Origin of the sequence: Rudaea sp., from assembly GCF_047601565.1 — a bacterium.
Classification (GTDB): domain Bacteria; phylum Pseudomonadota; class Gammaproteobacteria; order Xanthomonadales; family Rhodanobacteraceae; genus Rudaea.
The window spans coordinates 1,121,716-1,139,083 of record NZ_JASGIY010000001.1 but is presented as its reverse complement, the minus strand read 5'-3'; the positions used below and the strand labels follow the sequence as shown (position 1 = coordinate 1,139,083).

Sequence of the window (17,368 nt, the reverse complement as noted above, 5' to 3'; positions counted from 1 at the left end):
GTCGGGCACGCCTTCATTGCCTTGGCCGGCCTCTTCGTTTTTTATCCGCGTCGATCCGCGTGCTCCCGTCCTTCATCCGAAACGCATCACGAACGCATGATCGCCGTTCGCGGCGACGTTTTCCTCGAGCCGCCAGCCCCAGCGCTCGCAGACGCGGCGGACCATGCCGAGGCCGAGCGCATGTTCGCGCACGTCGAGCCGCGCTGCGTCGACCGGCGATGCGTTCGGCGTTCCTTCGTGCGCGATGCGCACCGCTCCGCCGGCCACCTCGATGCGCAGCACGCCGCCGTCGGCGAACTGCGTCACCGCGCGCAACAGGTTGCCGAGGATCACGCGCAGCACCTTCTGCGGTGCGGCGACGGCGATCTCGGCCACGCCTTCGTGCACGCAGGCGAGACGTTTTTCGTTGAACGCGTCGCGGCGCTCGGCCAACAGGCCGCGCACGAGTTCGTCGAGGTCGGGCGTGCGGCCTTCGCGGGCTTCGGCTTCGTCGCTGCGGGCGAGCACGAGCAGGGCATCGAGCAGGTCGCGCAGTTCGTCGGTGCCGCGTTGCATGCGCTTCAAGCGCGTCTCGATCGCGGCGCCGCACTGGCCGGAATCGAGCAGCACCTCGATCGCGCCGCGGATCACCGCGAGCGGCGTGCGCAATTCGTGGCTGGCGTCGGCGGTGAACGCGCGCTCGCGGCGCACGTAGCCGTAGAGTTTTTCCTGGTAATTGTCGAACGCCTTCGCGAGCGCGCCGACTTCGTCGTCGGCGAAGCCGGTGGCGAGCGGTTCGGCGCCGCGGCGCGAGGGTTCCAGCACCTCGACGCGGCGCGCGAGGCGGCGTACCGGTGCGATCGCGCGTCCGGCCTGCAACCAGCCGAGCCATGCCGAGAGCGCGGTGCCGAACAGCACGAGCGCGACGAGATCGCGCGTCCAGCGGCGTTCGCGCACGCCGGCCAGCCCCATGTCGAGCACGACGTAGAGGCGCTTGCCATCGCCGGTCGCGTGCACGGCGGCGTAGCGTTGCGGGTCGCTGCCGGCCAGTTCATAAGGCCCGCCCGGTTCGAGGACGGCCATTTCGGGCGGCGGCGCGGCGTCCGCGGAACCGCTCAGGAAAACGCGGAAATGAGCCGAATGCGTGTGCGGCAGGCCGCCGAATTCGGCGTAGCGTTCGACGAGATAGTCTTCCTCGACGCGCAGCATTTCGTGCGCGACGCGGCCGACGTAGGCCGCGGAGAAATGCAGCGAGATGAAGGCGAGGCAGGCGCTGACGACGAGGCCGAGCAGGGCGAACGTGAGCGCGACGCGCGCGCGCAGGCTGAACTTGACGGGCATGCCGTCAGGCTGCCGCTTCGCCCGCACAAAAGCAATCGTCCGCTGCCGCGCGGCGCGCATGCGGATCAGGCGTTCGCGTGTTCGGCGATGCGGTAGCCGAAACCGTGCACCGTGTGCAGCAAGTGGATGTCGAACGGCCGGTCTATCGTCGCGCGCAGCACCGACAGGTGCGTATGCAGCGTGGCGATGTCGCCGCCGCCGTCGCCCCAGAGCGCGTGCGCGAGGTCGCCGTGGCGCACGAGGTTGGGCGACTTGCGCATCAGCGCTTCGAGCAGGACGAAACCCGCGCGGGTCAAGTTCAGCTTGCGGCCGGCGCGCTCGACGACATGATCGAGCGGGTCGAGGACGAGATCGGCGACGTGCAGGCGGTCGCCGTGCTGCATGCGTCCACGCCGATACAGCGCGCGGATGCGCGCCTCCAATTCCTTCATCGCGAACGGTTTCACGACGTAGTCGTCCGCGCCCTCGGCGAAGCCGGTGAGTTTGTCCTGCAGGGTGTCGCGCGCGGTCAGCATCAGCACGGGCGTGTCGCGGTTGGCGCGGCGCAGCGCGCGGCACAGGTCGATGCCATCGAGCTTGGGCAGGCCGAGGTCGAGCACGATCACGTCGTAGCCGCCGTCGAGCGCCATGCGCAGCCCGTTCGCACCGTCGGCGGCATGGTCCATGACGAAGCCGCGCAGCTCCAGGAAATCCCAGATGTTCGCCGCGATGTCGCGCTGGTCTTCGATCAGCAGGATGCGCAAACCCGTGTCCCGCCCGTGGTCGTCGTCATCGAGTTTCCGCTGCATGGTCTTAAGTTCTTCTGAAAGGCGCGGGCTCGCGGGTCGCCGGCGTGCGGCCGGCTATTTCAAATCCAGCGTCACCTGCTTGGTCTCGATGCGGCCCTCGCCCGTCATGATCTTCTTGAACTCGCCGCGGCTGACCGAAACGTAGCGGTCGTTGCCGCCGATCTCGACCTGCGGGCCGTCGCTGACCGCATGGCCGTGCTCGTCCACGCGCACGACCATCGTCGCCTTCTTGCCGGTGTGGCAGATCGTCTTGATCTCGACGAGGTTGTCCGCCCAGGCGAGCAGGTACTGGCTGCCCTCGAACAGCTCGCCGCGGAAATCGGTGCGCAGGCCGTAGCTCAGCACCGGGATCTTCATCCGGTCGACGATTTCGGTCAGCTGCCACACCTGCGCCTTCGACAGGAACTGCGCCTCGTCGACGAGCACGCAATGCAGCGGACCGTTCGCGCCGATGTCGTCGCGGGCCAGGCGCAGCAAATCATCATTGCGCGTGAAGATGCGGCCCTCGGCCTTGAGCCCGATGCGCGAGGCGACCACGCCCTCGCCTGCGCGGTCGTCGAGCTTCGGCGTGAGGATCAGCGTGCGCATGCCCCGCTCGTGGTAGTTGTGCGCGCTCTGCAGCAGCGTCGTCGTCTTGCCGGCGTTCATCGCCGAATAGTAGAAGTACAGTTTGGCCATGCGAGCAAGTGTCGCACAGTGTCCGGCGCGCGGCAGCGCATGGCGTACAGGCGTCCGCCGCCTGCGGGTTGCCCGCGCCCACCATGAGGGCAAGCGACGGCGTATGCTTGAAGAACCGCGATTCCCGGAAAAGACCATGAGCGCCATTCCCCGCCTGGCCCGATACGAAGACCTGCTGGCCTTGCCGGAGAACGTCACCGGCGAAATCATCGGCGGGCAGTTACATGCGCAGCCCCGGCCCACGGCACGGCATGCGCGTTTGGAACTCGGGTTGGGCCGCAGTCTTTTCGGTTCCTACGACCTGGGCGATGGCGGCCCCGGTGGCTGGATCATCTTGTCCGAGCCGGAATTGCACCTGGGCGAGCATGTGCTGGTTCCCGACCTGGCGGGCTGGCGGCGCGAACGCCTGCCGCATGTGCCCGATGGCCCCATCGATATCGCCCCGGACTGGGTCTGCGAAATCCTCTCGCCCGCCACCGCGCGCAAGGATCGCGCCATCAAGCTGCCGCTCTATGGCAAGCTCGGCGTGACGCATGCGTGGCTGGTCGATCCCGCCGCGAAAACCGTCGAAACGTATCGCCACGCGGACGGCCATTGGCTGCTGCTCGGCAGCTTCGGCGAAAACGACGCGATGCGCGCCGAACCGTTCGACGCCGTCGCCATCGAGCTTGGGCCGCTGTGGGCGTGGTGAGTGCATCAGCGCCTGAATCTTGAGGGCGCGCAGGCCGACGCGGTATCCTTGTTTCGCATCCTCGAAGGGTCGCAGCCATGTCCACCGTCATTCACGCCGAAATCCCGGAACTGCTCGCCAAGCAGGCGCAACAGTGGGTCGATCGCGGCTGGTCGGCCGGCATCGAATCGCTCGTCGCCGAATCGCTGCGCCGCTACCTGGAATCACATCCCGAACCCCTCATCGAACAGTTCCTGCGCGAAGACGTGGCTTGGGGCCTCAAAGGTCGTGACTGACGCACCCAGGCTCATTGTCGTTGCCGACGCGGGGCCGCTCATTCATCTCGATGAGTTGGGTGCACTCGAACTGCTCGCCGACTTCGAGCAGGTGCTTGTTGCAGAAACCGTGTGGAACGAGGTCGAAAAGCACCGCGCTCGCGCACTGGCCACGAATGCAATCCGCTGGCGGCGCTGCCATGCCGCTGTAAACATCCGAGTGGATGCCCTGCTCGCGCTATATGGATTGCATCAAGGTGAACGCGAAGCGTTGAGCCTGTGCCTCGATGCTCCCGAAGCGCTACTGCTTACCGACGATGCCGCAGCGCGCCTGGCCGCGGGCAGCCTCGGCATACAAGCGCACGGCACCCTGGGCATACTGGTTCGCGCGATACGCCGCCGTCAACGGGACAAGCAGCAAGTATTGAACCTGCTCAAACAAATTCCGGAACGATCCAGCCTGCACATCCGTGCGGAGTTGCTTGCCAACATCGTTCGTCAAGTCGCCGATGAGGCGGACTGATGCGCGCCATGCAGACGGCATCACTTGTCCTGATTTGCGTCGATACTCGGCTGACGTCTGGGTGACGAATCGCCTTGGCTCGTCATTTCCGCGTGCTCTTGGCGGGAATCCAGCGACTTGGCTTTTTCTTGTTCGCGGGGTGAGAGCAAAGGCGCTGGATTCCGGCGTTCGCCGGAATGACGAGCTTGGCTTGACTTCGAAGCATAGCTGTTCATCCGGGTGCAATTACCAGCAGGCTTGCCCCGCGTCGGTCACATTGTCCGGAGTGCGCTTGCCAGTCTGGTCCATCGTCAGCGTCCCGCACACATCGTTGGTTTGATCGCCTTCGGGAGTAGCCGTCACCGTATACGTGGTGGCGGTGCAGTTGCCGAGCGTCAGCGTGTAATAGGCCGTGCCGCTGGACGGCGAAGGCTGGCTGAAGGCGCTCGAACAGAAATAGACGTTGGTTGCGGAAGGGGCCGTGGTGTAGGCGCTCGTCTGCGTGAAATTGCGTTCGAGATTCTGCGCCACCTGCACGATGTCGGCTTTGGCCTGCGCGCGCCGCGATTTGCGTATCTGCCTGACGTAGCTCGGGTAGGCGATCGTCGCGAGAATCGCGATGATGACCACGACGATCATCACTTCGATCAGCGTAAAACCGCGCATGCGCCGCGCGGTCGCGCGTGCATGCGTGGCAACGCCCCTTTTTCCGGATAGCTGCATGACGTGATTCCTCAGCGCAGTTGTCGCCACGAGACGCGGCAGGAGAGTGGCGTGCTGGACACCAGGCCGCCGACGTTGATCACCTTGCAGGCCGACATGGTCGGCGTTTGCAACGTCGTGCATCCGTTCGTGCCCGGCGTGCAGTTGATCGAGGCGATGGTCGATGTGGAAGGCAACAGCAGGACGAAGGTCGGCGTCGAGGTGGGTGCTCCGGTCGTGGTGTCCTGGCCCGCGATCTGCGCGGTGCCGGTGCTGTCCGTCCCGCCCGCCGGCGTGCCGTTCAGCAGGGAAGCCACGTACAGGGAATTCTGGCCGCCCGGCACGCAGGTGTCGCCGACCGGGCGATACAGACTCACTTCCATCGTGCCGAGGAAGCCGGTGGGCGCGCTGACCACCCGCTCGCCGAGCAGGGTGTTCGTCGCGGTGTTCGCCGGATCGCTCCCGACCGTCAGGTCCAGATACCAGCCCAGCTTGCCGCTGACGCCCGCGGTCGCGTAATCGAACAGGTTCGCGCTCGTTTGCAGCACGCCTCCCGTGTAGCTGGTGACCGTCTGCGCCTGCAAATCCGAGCGCGCGATCGTTCCGGTGCTCACAGTGGCCTTGTACTTGTACTCGTCCCAGATCGCATATACCGAATTGACCAGCGGCGTGCCGTCCGATTGCAGGAGCTTGGGATTGTTGTCGTCGCTGTCCAGATACTTGCCGGTGCCGAAATACACCATCGTGCCGCCGACCGGGTTCGGCGCCGCGAACAGGCCGCCGGTGATCGGCTGACGATGCCCGTATTGATCCGTTGCGATGAACAGGGGCGCGCCGCCGGCGAGCGGATTCGTCCACGCGCACTTGCCGCCGCTGATGCTGCCGCAGACGAATTTCCAGACGTTGCCCTGATAATCGGCGGCGTAGATCGTGTCGCCCGCGCCGTTGCCGTCGCTGTCCACCACGATCGCCGAGGACATGCCGTTCGCATCGGTCTCCGCGGAAAGGTGGGTATCGACCTTGGCGATTTCCGTTCCATCCTCGACGTTCAGCACGAACAGCACCGCATGATTGCCGGCGCCGTTGTAGCCGTTGCCGAACGCCGTCACCCAGTTGCCGTCCTCGGTGATCGCCGGCGGATAGGCGGAGCCGATCAACTGGCCCATGTCGGAATCGATCTGGTCGTTGAATTCCCACAACAGGCTCGACGCCGAGAAATGGTGCGGATCGGTCACGTCGAGCGCGAACACCGAGCGCGCGCCGGCACCGGTCGATTCGAGCAGCAGGGTTTTCCAGTGGCCTGCGATGTAGGCATCGCCGAGCGCCGGCGTTCCGTCCACGAAGTATTGATGCGTGTAATCGGGCCGCGCCAGCGTGCCGAGATTCGCCACCACGGCCTCGGGGATGTAGGCGAACAGCTCGCTACCGCCGCTGGCCGTGGTGGTTCCGTCGAACGCGTGCAGCATGCCGTCGTTGGCGCCGACGTACACGACCGGGTTGGTCGATTTGCCAGCGACGAAGGTCGCATAGCCGCCGCTGCCAGTTGCGACGCCGTTGATCGTCGCCGGCAGATTCTGCCAGCCGTTGCTCGTGTTGGTCTGCACCTGCGGCGACGAGCCGACGATGTCGCCGAGCCGGCCGGTGCTGGTGTCGCGCTGGCGGAAGATCTGCGCGCCGGTCGTCTGCCCTTGCTCGTTGCTCTGGTCGCCCGACAGCCAGGCGATCAGGTTCGTCGCCGTGGCGGCGTCGGCGGTGCCCAGTGGCGTGGTCGGCGTCGTCCCGGTGAATGCGCCCAGCAATGACGCTTGCAATGCGTCCGCCAGGTTGGCCAACTGGAATGACTTCGCGGCATAGGTCTGCGGCGTCGTGCCGTTCGGCACGCCCACCCAGATGTCGCTGCGCGCGCCGCTCGGCAACTGCTCCGCCGCGCCCCACTTCTGCGTGCCGAGCGAGCCGTCGGCATTCAGGACATAGGCCGCCAGTTCCCCGGTCCAGGCCGTGCCTGCCGTGTTCTGCTGCGCGTAGGAAGCCTGATAGGCCAGCGGCGTGGAGCCGGACGTGATGCGGGTGGCGCTGGCGCTGATGCTGCCGATCGAGATGCTGCCCTTGGCGGCCGACGCGAACACCTGCTGCAATTCCGCTTTCAGCTTGGTCGGGTCGGTGACGGCGAAGAAGTTGTCCGGCGTGCCGGACTGCAAAGTGTCCCACTCGCCCGCGTCGGGTTTGCCGTTGAGATTCTTGTCGTTGAAGCTGCCGTACTTGGCCGCGTAGTACAGCGGATTCTGCAATTGCTTGACGCTGCCCGTGCCGGCCTTGAACTTCAGCACGATCGGCGCGTACCAGGATGTCCGTGGCTGCGTCGTCTGGGTCAGGATGCTGCCGTTGTCGTTGCCCGGACGCAGCGCCAGGCGCTTGATGCCGTCGTTGTCCGATCCGGTGATGTTGTAGCCGGTCAGCATCGCGTTGCCGGCGTAGGCGGACAGGTTCTCGATGCGGATCAGTACCTCGTCCGCCGCCACGCTCGGTTTGCCGTCGCTTGGACAGGGCGAGGCGTTGCCGTAGGGATCGGCCGTTGTCGACGCCGCGCCGGGCGAAGTGAAGCCGCCGGCAGTACTGCTCGTGGTGCCCGTGGTGCCGTAGGCGCGCCAGCAGATGTCGTAACCCGAATACGACGTGCCGTTGAGATTCGTGAGCAAGCCCTTGCTTTGCTGCGTCTGGTCGGTGCAGGCACTGCCGACGCAATAGGTCACCATGTTGACCACGTCGTTTTCGTGGTCGTTGCCCCAGAGCGAGTCTTCCCAGACGAGACCAAAGGAACCGTATTGCGGCGTCGTGCTCGTGTCGAAACTGCGGCCGTAAGTGTAGGTCGGCGTCAACAGGAGGGGATTGGCGGTTTTCGTGCCGAGAGTGACCGCGCCGAGAAAGCAACTGCGCCAGCCGGAATCGTTCGTACTCCCGAGCGTCCCCAGCGCGTCGGCACTGCCGCTGTTGTTGGCCTGGCAGAGCGGAGCCAGCGAAATGCTGCTGCTGCCGACCGGAATCGAAAACGTCGGCAGGTTGCGCGCGAGCGCGACGGAAAACGTCTTGACGGTTTCCTTGTAGCCCGAAGGCTTCTGCAGGTTGCCGGTCGGCGCACTGGTGGTCAGGTCGGGGCGCAAATCGTTGGTCCACGCGCCATAGGCGAGGCCGGCCAGCAGATAGCTGCCTTCCATCGCCGGAATGTCGGGACACAGACCGCGCGCGAGGCTCAGATCGGTCAGGGTCTTGGGCGTGCACAGGTCCGCATAGGTCGCCGTGGTCTGGCCGACGGCGAGATCGCCCGGCGTGCCGCTCGCCACGCGCCCGATCGAATAACTGCCGCTGATGCCTTCGTCGGCGCCGACCGTGGTCGTCAATGCGGCCGCTTGGGACGGCAGCGCCGCGACGGTCGGAATCTCGTCGCTGTCGAAGGAATTGAGGCCGGTCGAAAGGATCAGCACGCTGCAATTGGCACAATACTCGTTGCCGCCGCTGCTGACCGAGCGGTAGGGGTCTTTCCACGCGACGTTCGCGGGCAGGCCGGTCAGGTCGCCGCTGGCGTTGAAAGTTGCAGTAGGGGAAGAAGTGGTGGGGCTGGGCGTGGAGATGTAACGCAAAGCCTCGGCATACATTTCGGACAGCGGATTGCCCCAGGCCGCGCAGTTGTAGCTGCCGGTTCCCGGATCGTTCAGCGCAGTGCCCGAGCCGCGGTTCAGAATACCGTAGGTGCCGCAGTCGACGCTCCAGTTGTTGCCGGAGTAGCTGTAATACGGATTGATCGACAGGGCTTGCAGCGTGCTGATGGTGCCTTGGCCGGACGAGCAGAACTTGCCGGTGGAAGTATCGACCTCGTCGTCCGTGCTAGCGCATTGCGTGGCGCCGTTGCCGATGAACTTGCCGATGTTCCGGCGCAGCACGCCGCCGCTGCGCGGCTTGGAAAAGCTGCCGGTCAACAGGCCGAAACGCAGCTTGTCGTTCTCGCCGTATTGCTGCAACAGTCCGACCGGCCGGTACACCGTCGTTCCGGAACTGTTGGTATAGGCTTGGCAAAAACTTTCGAGATGCGATGTATCGGCACAGGTCAGCACGCGGGCGACAGGCGTCGCAAGCGCGGCGGTACTGGGCGCATCGTCATAGTAGCTGTTGTCGCCCGAATAACTCGTGACTTCCGTACCTTGCCATTGACACATTTTCCCGGCGGTGGACGCCCATTCGGTATAGGCGCCGTCCGCGATGCGGATCGTCGGCGCCGTGCCCGAATCCCCCATCGTCGCATTGCACAGCGATATTGAGCCGGTCGACGGGGAATAAGGCGTGTACGAGGCGATGTCGCTGCCGGTGTACACCTTGACCCAGGCGTGCAGGTCGGCCGGAATCGGCGCGCGTTCGAGCACGGCGCCGCCGGTTGCCGGTTCCGAGGAGCGCCGGCCGCCGTCGAGCACCGAGGCCACCTCGTCCATGCGGCTCATCGACACCCAGTTCATGAAATTGCCGCTCCAGGCGCTCGAACAGGCGTGACCGTGGGTTCCCGTCGCCGCCGCCGAGGGCTTGAAGTAATTGTTCGTCGAATCGTAGGTGTAGCAGAGCGTGGAATCGAAATAGCCGGCGTAGTTGAATTTGTCGTAGTAGGTCGTGTCGATCTTGCCGTCGCCGTCGAGATCGCTGTAGTCGTCGTAGGCCTTGACGAACAACTGCTCGTCGCGCGACATGACCAGCATCATCAAGGGCGTGACCGAGCCGTTCACGCCCAGCGGCGTTGCGGAGACGTCGATGCCGGCCGCGCGGGCCACGTCGGGCAACGAGCCGATGCCGGCCAGTACCGCCAGCAGTGCGAAGGAGAAAATGCGATCGGGTTTGAGCGATGTCATGATCGTGCAGCGGCGCGCGCCGCCCCTGTGCTAGAAAATGAAGATGCCTTGCACGACGGCTGAGGCACTGCGCCCGCTGGGGCCGTTCTGCCCCACCACCGTCACCACGTAGAAGCACGGCCCGGAACTGCTGCCGGCCATGCCGCCCGCGCCGCTGCAATTGGGCGCGGCGGAATACCATTTGTTGACCTGCGCCGCGCTGTTCGCGGCGGTCGGCTCCTGGGTCAGCCAGGCTTGCCACGAGGCTTGTCCGCTGCTGAACAAGGCCAGCGTGGACTGCAACAACGGGCCGTTGCTGATCGCATCGGCGGTAATGAGGTTGCGTTGCGTCTGCAAGTCGCCCTCGCCCTGCTCGAAGGCCTGCTGCTGGCTGCGAAAGCTGCCGGACATGCGTTCCTGCAACAGCGTGCCCTGCATGGCGGCAAGGCCGATGATGGTCAGCAGCAACAGCATGATCAGCGACACGAACAGCACCGCGCCGCGCTGGCTTCGTGGCAGGCAGTTCGCAAATCCGCAATCCCATCCGACATTCGACATGGATGCCTCGCTCAATCGATCAGTCGATTGCGCAATGCAATCGTGGTGTCGTACACGGCGCGGAAGCGATGGTCGTTGGGGCGCATCATCTTCGCGTCCGCGACGCCGAAGGTTTGGCGTTTCACATCGCTGGTGTCTTCGCTGACCGCATCCGGGCTGCGCAGGAGCAGCGCAAGGCGCACGCTGACCACCGTCAGCCATTTCGCGTCGATGGATGCCGCATCGGCGCCGCCGCTCGTGAACCAGGCATCGTTGGCCTTGACGTAGTTCGTGACCGCGCCGTTGCCGGCTTCGTCGACGCCGTACAGCACTTGCAGGCTTTCGACGTTGTCGAGCAGGTCGGAAGCCGTCGTGGTCCAGCCGCCGGCGCCCGCGCTGAACTGGCTGACCTTCAGCGCCGGCACGCTGCTGTCCGCGTTGTCGAGGCCGACGTAGACGGCCAGATATTCGGCCTTGTGCACTTCGGCGTTGAGCGTCGTGCCGTCGGCGCCGAAGTTCTGCGCGATGCCGCCGAGCCAGGTGGAACCGCTGCCGTCCAGCAGTCGCAGCGGATTGCCGGCTTCCGCCGTGGGCGTGGCGCCGCCGCTCGTCGCCTGGAAGATGTCGGCGCGCGGCCCGATGCAGTTCGTGATGGCGTAGATTCCGTTGGCTTTGACGAACCCGCCGTCCGCCACGGTGAAGCTGCCGGCGTTGATGTCGAACGCGCCGGTGACGAGCGTGCTTTCCTCGCTGATCAGGCGCAGCACGAGCACGTCGGAACCTTTCACGGCCTTGCCGGCGATGTCGGCGGGCAAGGCCGGCGACCAGTCCCCGGCGGCGCCGAGCGCGGGCTGCGCGTTGTCCGTCGATGCGCCGGTGTATTCGAAGCCCTCGATCTTGCGCTGAAAGCGGATCGGGAAATTCGCCGACGTGTCGAGGTCGGGTTGCACGATCGGAATCGCGCAGGGTTTCGGCGTTCCCGTCGCTGCATACGTGCAAGCGGCGAGATGATTGAGGAACGGCAGCGAGCCGACCGTGGAAAGCTTCGACAACGTCGTGTCGCTGCCGCAGCCGAGATAGCCGACCATGCGCGTATGGTCTTCCAGATATTGCAGGGCGAAGCGCGCGTTTTCCTGTACGCGCGACATGCCGTTCTGCAGGTTGAAGGCGACCTTGGAGCTGACGTAGATCCGGCTCAGGCCGAGCAGCAGCAGGAAGGCGATGACCAGCGCGATCATGATTTCGATCAAGCCCAAACCACGGGCCCGATGCGCGTTTCCGAATCGCGGACGCAAGGCGCTCATAGTGTCGTCACCAGTGTGAACGTGGTGGATCGATCGGCCGCGGTCGCCGCCCAGCGCGAATCCGTCCAGGTGATGTCGATCGTCACGTTGCCGCCGGGATAGGTGATCTTGCCGATGCCATCGGGCAACTGGCAGGCGATCTTGTACTCCCACAGCGCGAGGTCTTTGGGAGCCACGTCTGTCGCAGAGGTGGGAGTGAAGGCCGAATCGCTGTCGAGGAGCGGGCTGCCGGCCGTGCAAGTCGGCGCGGTATAGGTGCCGTCGAGGTAATATGCGCCTTGGCGCGCATAGCCAGAGTTGGCGCGCATGCGATCGACGATCAGGTTCGCCAGACTGATCGCCTGCGTGCGCAGATTCGCGCTTTGATTGGTGCGCACGGCGGTGATTTGCAGCGCGGCAAGGCCGAGCAGGCCGATGCTAAGCACGATGAGCGTGATGAGCACTTCCATCAGCGTAAAACCGCGCGGAGCGCGAGCGGGCATCATGATCTTCATGGGCAGGCGACCGGGTAAGAAGCCTGCGCGCGCCCGGCCTGCGCGATGCCGACGCTGCCGGCCTGCTGCCCCGTACAGTCCGGTGCTGTCAGCGTGAACGTGGCGGTCGTCTCTGCGGTCGAGCCGATTTTCGCGCTGCCGTTGCGGTCGAAATTGATGTAGGCGACGCCCGCCGGGCTTACGCTGGCCGTGTCCTGGCTGTTGATCGGCATCCAGACGCGAACCGTCGAGCCGGCACCGTCGCCGTTGCCGCCATTGCCGGCGTAATCGGTGAGTGCGAGCCAGGAGATGGCGCTGCCGCTCCAGGTCGAGCCGCTGCAACTGGTACCGTCCGTGCTCGGGCAGAGCGTGACCGGCCGGCCGCGCGTGATCGCCTCCGTGCGCGCGATGTTCATCGCGCCGACCAGCGCATTGCTTTCGGCCTTGATGCGATTGGCCTTAATCGTGGTCTGATAGTTCGGCAGCGCGATGGCGGCAAGGATCGCGACGATGGCGATCGTGACCAGCAGTTCGATCAGGGTGAAGCCGCGCGCAAGCGCGACGGCTGCGCTTGCGGAAATCCCGCAGTTCGGGGAATTACGGGCGAGAGTTAAGCGAGGCGCGAGGCGCGAGGCGCGAGGCGCGAGGCGCGAGGCGCGAGGCGCGAGGCGCGAGGCGCGAGGCGCGAGGCGCGAGGCGCGATTCTACCATCTCATGCCGCCCACGCGAGGACTCAGGCGAATCCGCCTGCGTCTGCGCGACAACATTCGATTCCTGCAAGCTCATTGAAGCCCCCTGTGGTGAACGTGGCGACGCTAGCGAGAGCCCGCGAGGCTGTCAATAGCGCCTTGGGCGATGCCGACAAACGGTTTCGATTGGCAGACGAACGGTAGGATTGATTGCGCCGCGTTGCGCGTGCGTGCCGGCGAAGCGGATATAGATGCGGTACGGATGATTCACAGTGAGGTAATCCCTCCCTCCCCGCTTTGCAGGGGATATTGCTGACCCACTGTTGCTGACCAACTTGATTCCTCAAGATTTTATCATATCATATGCGATATGAAGAAACCTCGCATCGTTCTGGACACGAACGTGCTGGTGGCAGGCGCGCGCAGCAGGTTGGGCGCATCCTTCGCGTTGCTGAAAGGTTTGCGCAGCGGGCGTTTCACGGCGTTGGCGTCGGTGGCGCTGATGATCGAGTACGAAGCGGTGCTCAACCGGCCGGAACACTTGAAGGCCGGCCGGCGCACCATTGCGATGAACGATGCATTCCTCGATGCCCTGTGCATGTCGGTCGAACCCGTGCACCTGCATTATCTGTGGCGTCCGCAACTGCGCGACCCCGCGGACGAAATGGTTCTCGAAACTGCGTTGAACGGCCGCGCCGACGCATTGGTGACACTCAATACCGGCGATTTCGATGTCGCGGCGGCGTTTCGCCTGCCCGTGTTGACGCCAGGCGCTTTCCTGATGCAACTGAAGGAGAAGAAATGATGGCCAACTATGCCTTGCGCGTTCCCGATTCGCTGCTCGACTACGCCCGCCAGGTGGCCGAGGAGGAAAACGTGTCGATGAATCAGTTCTTCGTCATGGCGATCGCCGAAAAGGTGTCCGCACTCAAGACGGCAACCTATTTCCGCGAGCGCGGCAAGCGTGGCGATTTGTCGGCTTTCGACAAGTGGCTCGCTGCCAGCCCCGATGCGCCCCCCCTGGCCGGTGACGACAAGCTGCGCTGACCCAAGGTTTCCATGCTCAACCCCCAACAACGCGCCGCGATCGAGTACGGCGACGGGCCGTTGCTCGTGCTCGCCGGCGCGGGCTCGGGCAAGACGCGCGTGATCACCGAGAAGATCGCCTATCTCGTGACGCGGAAACATCTCGCGCCCGCGAAGATCGCGGCGATCACGTTCACGAACAAGGCCGCGCGCGAGATGCGCGAACGCGTGGCCAGATTGCTCAAGGGCGAGGCGGCCGAGCAGCTCACGGTCTGCACGTTCCATGCGCTCGGCCTGAAATTCCTGCAGATCGAACACGCCAGGCTCGGCCTCAAGCGCGGCTTTTCCGTGCTCGATGCGGACGACGCCGGCGCGATCGTCAAGGAACTGCTGCCCGCGTCGACCAGGCCCGACCAGTTGTTCGCGCTGCGCAACCTGGTCTCGGCGGCGAAGAACGAGGGCCTCGCGCCCGAGGCCGCGCTCGAGCGTGCGCGCAGCCCGCGCGAGCAGGAGGCGGCGGCGTTGTACGCGAACTACCAGCGCCGCCTCGGCGCGTTCAACGCGGTCGATTTCGACGATCTGATCCGTCTGCCATTGACGTTGCTCGAAAGCGACGCCGAAACGCGCGCCGCGTGGCAGGAGCGCATCCGTTACCTGCTCGTCGACGAATACCAGGACACGAACACGGCGCAATACCGGCTGCTGAAGGCACTCGCCGGCGAACGCGGTGCGCTGACCTGCGTCGGCGACGACGACCAGTCGATCTACGGCTGGCGCGGCGCGAACGCGGAGAATCTCGAACGGCTTGGCTGCGACTGGCCGCGCCTCAAGGTCATCAAGCTCGAACAGAACTACCGCTGCAGCAAGCGCATCCTGCGCGCGGCGAACGCGCTGATCCGGCACAACCCGCACGTGCACGAGAAGAGCCTGTGGAGCGAGCATGCCGAAGGCGCGCCGATCCGCGTGCTCGAATGCCGCGACGACGAGCACGAGGCCGAGCGCGTCGCCGCGAGCATCGCCCATCTCGCGCAGAAGCACAAGGCGGCGTGGAGCGAGTTCGCGGTGCTCTATCGCGGCAACCATCAGTCGCGCGCGCTCGAAAAGGCGCTGCGCCTGGCCCAGGTGCCGTACCACCTGACCGGCGGCACCGCGTTCCTCGACCGCGCCGAGGTCAAGGACGTGCTCGCCTACCTGCGCCTGATCGTCAATCCCGACGACGACGCGGCGTTCGTGCGCATCGCCAACGTCCCGCGCCGCGACGTCGGCGCGACGACGCTGGAAAAGCTCGGCGAACTCGCTCAGGCGCGGCATTCCTCGATGCTGCGTGCGACGAACAGCGACAGCGTGCTCAAGCAGCTCGCGGCGCGCTCGGCCTCGGCGCTGGCCGGTTTCGCGTCGCTCATGCACGAGCTGGAGACCGCGGCGCGCACGCTGTCTGCTGCCGACCTCGTCGACGAAGTCATCCGGCGCACGCATTACCTGGCGCATCTGGAGGCGGAGACGCGCGAACCGGCCGTGCGCGGCCGGCGCATCGAGAACCTGCGCGAACTGGCCGACTGGTTCCGCGCGATGCAGAAAGACGGCTCCCGCGTCGGCGATCTTGCCGCGCAGCTCGCGCTGTTGACCTACGCCGATCGCGAAGACGCCGGCAACGCGGTGCGCCTGATGACGTTGCATTCGGCGAAGGGCCTCGAATTCCGCTTCGTCAACATCGTCGGCGTCGAGGAAGGCAAGCTGCCGCATGAGGCCGGCATCGACGAAGGACGCGTCGAGGAAGAGCGGCGCCTGATGTACGTCGGCATCACGCGCGCGCGCGAAAGCCTGTGCCTGTCGTATGCCGCGCGCTCGCGGCGCTACGGCGAGATCGTGCGCAACGAGCCGAGCCGGTTTCTCGTCGAGCTGCCGGCGGGCGATCTGCATCGCGACGGCGTCGACGAAGCGGCCGATGCCGAGGCGAAGAAGGAACTGGCGTCCTCGCATATCGCGCGGTTGGCGAGTCTGCTGGCGGATTAGGGCCTGTTCACACAAAGTATAATTGCGTATACTTCGGTCCGTGGAACTCACCGAAGCGCAGTACGAACGTATCGCCACGAGCCTGCCGGTTCAGCGCGGCAACGTCCAGACAAGCAACCGCGACGTCCTCAACGCCATTCTGTATGTGGCCGAGAACGGTTGTAAGTGGCGGGCCTTGCCCAAGCGATTTGGTAACTGGCATACGATTTACACACGCATGAACCGTTGGGTAAAGGCTGGCGTGCTCGACCGCGTGTTCGAGCGCATGCAGACTGAGCAGCTTGTGCGTATCCGACTTGAAGTGGTCAGTCTGGATAGCACCATCGTCAAGGTGCACCCTGATGGAACGGGAGCATTAAAAAAAACGGCCCGCAAGCCATCGGTCGATCCCGTGGCGGCTGGACCACCAAAGTTCATCTGGCTGCCGCGAATGAGCGCTGCGTCCTTGCTTTTGCCTTGACGCCGGGACAAGCTGGCGATGCGCCGGCAGGCCGGGCTTTGATGCAGACATTGGCAAGGCCTGTCAGCCGATGCCATTTGCTGATGGATCGTGCCTATGAAGGCAATGAGACTCGGCAACTGGCGCTGGATTTGGGCTTCGATCCAGTAGTCCCGCCCAACCCGCAGCGGCTACAGCCTTGGCAATATGACCGCGGGGTCTATTGCAAACGCAATCAAGTTGAGCGCCTGTTCAGGCGGCTCAAGGGATTTCGGCGCATCTTCAGTCGATTCGACAAACTCGACCTAATGTTCACGGCCTTTCACAGTGGGTGAACTTACCTGAAACGTCGAACAACGAGATCTACCCTATGCGCCGATAGCGAAGCGGCGAGGGTTGTTTTTTCGCGTCGAACGTTGGTTATCATCGAGAGCGACATGCACGCGCTTTCCAGGATGACCGACATGCGGATCGCTCCGAATCCCGCCCGCAGGTAGCGCGATGAACCGCGATTCCTACGAGGCGACGAATCCCGTGCTCGACCGCTCCGACGCGGCGGCACACGCGGCCGGGTCTTTCGAGCGGTTCCTGCGCGAGCAGCGCGAAGCGCTGGTCCATTTCCTGCGCGCGCACGCGCATTCGGAAGAAGACGCACAAGACGTCGCGCAGGAAAGCCTTTCCCGGCTGGTCCGCTACAAGGACACGCAGCCCGCGGAAAGTTGGAAAACCCTGTTGTACCGGATTGCGGTCAACGTGGCCCACGACCGCTCGCGCTGGGACAGGCGCCGGCACGCCACCGAGCACGCGCCACTCGACGAGATCGAGTTTTCGATGCCGTCGCCCGATCCGCCGCACGAAGATATGGTGAGCCGTCAGCAGGAACTCGCGCGCATCGGCGCCGTCATCCGCCGGCTGCCGCCGCGCTGCCAGGAGGTCTACCTGCTCAGCCGCGTGGAAGGCATGAAGAACGCCGAGATCGCCAAGCATTGCGGCATTTCGCTCAAAGCGGTGGAAGCCCACATGACCAAGGCCATGGCCATCGTGCGCCAGGCATTGGGTAATCGGAACCGGGAGACGTTGTAAGCCA

16 protein-coding genes and 1 pseudogene are annotated in these 17,368 nt (G+C 65.0%); 8 read left to right on the top strand and 9 right to left on the bottom strand.

What is annotated here, in order from left to right:
* Window positions 1-72: 72 nt before the first annotated feature.
* The 3 genes from QM741_RS04910 to QM741_RS04900 form a co-directional block, all read right to left on the bottom strand.
* Window positions 73-1,320: a sensor histidine kinase gene (locus QM741_RS04910; RefSeq protein WP_415206614.1), complete on the bottom strand. Its 1,248-nt coding sequence runs from the start codon at window positions 1,318-1,320 to the stop codon at window positions 73-75.
* 65 nt (window positions 1,321-1,385) lie between these two features.
* Window positions 1,386-2,108 carry a response regulator transcription factor gene (locus QM741_RS04905; RefSeq protein WP_415206613.1) on the bottom strand — a complete coding sequence of 241 codons (723 nt, stop codon included), beginning with the start codon at window positions 2,106-2,108 and terminating at the stop codon, window positions 1,386-1,388.
* A gap of 54 nt (window positions 2,109-2,162) precedes the next feature.
* Window positions 2,163-2,786 (bottom strand): thymidine kinase, encoded by a 624-nt coding sequence (locus QM741_RS04900; RefSeq protein WP_415206612.1) that lies wholly within the window; start codon window positions 2,784-2,786, stop codon window positions 2,163-2,165.
* A gap of 136 nt (window positions 2,787-2,922) precedes the next feature.
* Here QM741_RS04900 and QM741_RS04895 point away from each other — a divergent pair, with 136 nt between their 5' ends.
* From QM741_RS04895 to QM741_RS04885, 3 genes are all read left to right on the top strand, one after another.
* The gene (locus QM741_RS04895; RefSeq protein ID WP_415206611.1) at window positions 2,923-3,477 is read left to right on the top strand and encodes a Uma2 family endonuclease; all 555 of its coding nucleotides are present in this window, start codon (window positions 2,923-2,925) and stop codon (window positions 3,475-3,477) included.
* Between the two features lie 77 nt (window positions 3,478-3,554).
* A complete protein-coding gene (locus QM741_RS04890) occupies window positions 3,555-3,752 on the top strand; it encodes a hypothetical protein (protein ID WP_415206610.1) in 198 nt (65 codons plus the stop codon).
* On the top strand, window positions 3,745-4,254 hold the full coding sequence (locus tag QM741_RS04885) for a hypothetical protein (protein ID WP_415206609.1): 510 nt from the start codon (window positions 3,745-3,747) through the stop codon (window positions 4,252-4,254). The genes QM741_RS04890 and QM741_RS04885 overlap by 8 nt, the downstream gene beginning before the upstream one ends.
* Window positions 4,255-4,479: 225 nt before the next feature.
* On the opposite strand, the gene QM741_RS04880 is transcribed toward QM741_RS04885, so the two are convergent.
* The 6 genes from QM741_RS04880 to QM741_RS04855 all read right to left on the bottom strand — a co-directional run bounded on the left by QM741_RS04880 (window position 4,480) and on the right by QM741_RS04855 (window position 12,695).
* Window positions 4,480-4,899: a type IV pilin protein gene (locus tag QM741_RS04880; protein ID WP_415206608.1), complete on the bottom strand. Its 420-nt coding sequence runs from the start codon at window positions 4,897-4,899 to the stop codon at window positions 4,480-4,482.
* A 68-nt stretch (window positions 4,900-4,967) separates the two neighbouring features.
* Window positions 4,968-9,821, bottom strand: coding sequence for a pilus assembly protein (locus tag QM741_RS04875; RefSeq protein WP_415206607.1), 4,854 nt, complete (start codon window positions 9,819-9,821; stop codon window positions 4,968-4,970).
* A gap of 30 nt (window positions 9,822-9,851) precedes the next feature.
* The gene (locus tag QM741_RS04870) at window positions 9,852-10,358 is read right to left on the bottom strand and encodes a PilX N-terminal domain-containing pilus assembly protein (RefSeq protein WP_415206606.1); all 507 of its coding nucleotides are present in this window, start codon (window positions 10,356-10,358) and stop codon (window positions 9,852-9,854) included.
* 11 nt (window positions 10,359-10,369) lie between these two features.
* Entirely contained in the window at window positions 10,370-11,587 is a 1,218-nt protein-coding gene (locus QM741_RS04865; protein WP_415206605.1) for a PilW family protein, read from the bottom strand.
* A 50-nt stretch (window positions 11,588-11,637) separates the two neighbouring features.
* Entirely contained in the window at window positions 11,638-12,123 is a 486-nt protein-coding gene (gene pilV, locus QM741_RS04860; protein ID WP_415206604.1) for a type IV pilus modification protein PilV, read from the bottom strand.
* Window positions 12,124-12,131: 8 nt separating this feature from the next.
* On the bottom strand, window positions 12,132-12,695 hold the full coding sequence (locus QM741_RS04855) for a GspH/FimT family pseudopilin (protein ID WP_415209078.1): 564 nt from the start codon (window positions 12,693-12,695) through the stop codon (window positions 12,132-12,134).
* A gap of 478 nt (window positions 12,696-13,173) precedes the next feature.
* On the opposite strand from QM741_RS04855, the gene QM741_RS04850 reads away from it, so the two are divergent.
* From QM741_RS04850 to QM741_RS04830, 5 genes and pseudogenes are all read left to right on the top strand, one after another.
* A complete protein-coding gene (locus tag QM741_RS04850) occupies window positions 13,174-13,608 on the top strand; it encodes a putative toxin-antitoxin system toxin component, PIN family (RefSeq protein ID WP_415206603.1) in 435 nt (144 codons plus the stop codon).
* A complete protein-coding gene (locus QM741_RS04845) occupies window positions 13,608-13,850 on the top strand; it encodes a hypothetical protein (RefSeq protein ID WP_415206602.1) in 243 nt (80 codons plus the stop codon). Before QM741_RS04850 ends, QM741_RS04845 begins: the two co-directional genes overlap by 1 nt.
* Window positions 13,851-13,862: 12 nt before the next feature.
* Window positions 13,863-15,842, top strand: coding sequence for a UvrD-helicase domain-containing protein (locus tag QM741_RS04840; RefSeq protein ID WP_415206601.1), 1,980 nt, complete (start codon window positions 13,863-13,865; stop codon window positions 15,840-15,842).
* 40 nt (window positions 15,843-15,882) lie between these two features.
* Window positions 15,883-16,616, top strand: a pseudogene (locus QM741_RS04835) (IS5 family transposase).
* Window positions 16,617-16,815: 199 nt separating this feature from the next.
* Entirely contained in the window at window positions 16,816-17,364 is a 549-nt protein-coding gene (locus QM741_RS04830; protein WP_415206600.1) for an RNA polymerase sigma factor, read from the top strand.
* The last annotated feature ends 4 nt before the right edge of the window (window positions 17,365-17,368 follow it).

Coding starts and splice junctions, on each gene's coding strand:
- QM741_RS04910 (WP_415206614.1), bottom strand. CDS start 1,320: ATGCCCGTCAAGTTCAGCCTGCGCGCGCGCGTCGCGCTCACGTTCGCC.
- QM741_RS04850 (WP_415206603.1), top strand. CDS start 13,174: ATGAAGAAACCTCGCATCGTTCTGGACACGAACGTGCTGGTGGCAGGC.
- QM741_RS04845 (WP_415206602.1), top strand. CDS start 13,608: ATGGCCAACTATGCCTTGCGCGTTCCCGATTCGCTGCTCGACTACGCC.
- QM741_RS04895 (WP_415206611.1), top strand. CDS start 2,923: ATGAGCGCCATTCCCCGCCTGGCCCGATACGAAGACCTGCTGGCCTTG.
- QM741_RS04880 (WP_415206608.1), bottom strand. CDS start 4,899: ATGCGCGGTTTTACGCTGATCGAAGTGATGATCGTCGTGGTCATCATC.
- QM741_RS04840 (WP_415206601.1), top strand. CDS start 13,863: ATGCTCAACCCCCAACAACGCGCCGCGATCGAGTACGGCGACGGGCCG.
- QM741_RS04900 (WP_415206612.1), bottom strand. CDS start 2,786: ATGGCCAAACTGTACTTCTACTATTCGGCGATGAACGCCGGCAAGACG.
- pilV (WP_415206604.1), bottom strand. CDS start 12,123: ATGCCCGCTCGCGCTCCGCGCGGTTTTACGCTGATGGAAGTGCTCATC.
- QM741_RS04905 (WP_415206613.1), bottom strand. CDS start 2,108: ATGCAGCGGAAACTCGATGACGACGACCACGGGCGGGACACGGGTTTG.
- QM741_RS04870 (WP_415206606.1), bottom strand. CDS start 10,358: ATGTCGAATGTCGGATGGGATTGCGGATTTGCGAACTGCCTGCCACGA.
- QM741_RS04875 (WP_415206607.1), bottom strand. CDS start 9,821: ATGACATCGCTCAAACCCGATCGCATTTTCTCCTTCGCACTGCTGGCG.
- QM741_RS04890 (WP_415206610.1), top strand. CDS start 3,555: ATGTCCACCGTCATTCACGCCGAAATCCCGGAACTGCTCGCCAAGCAG.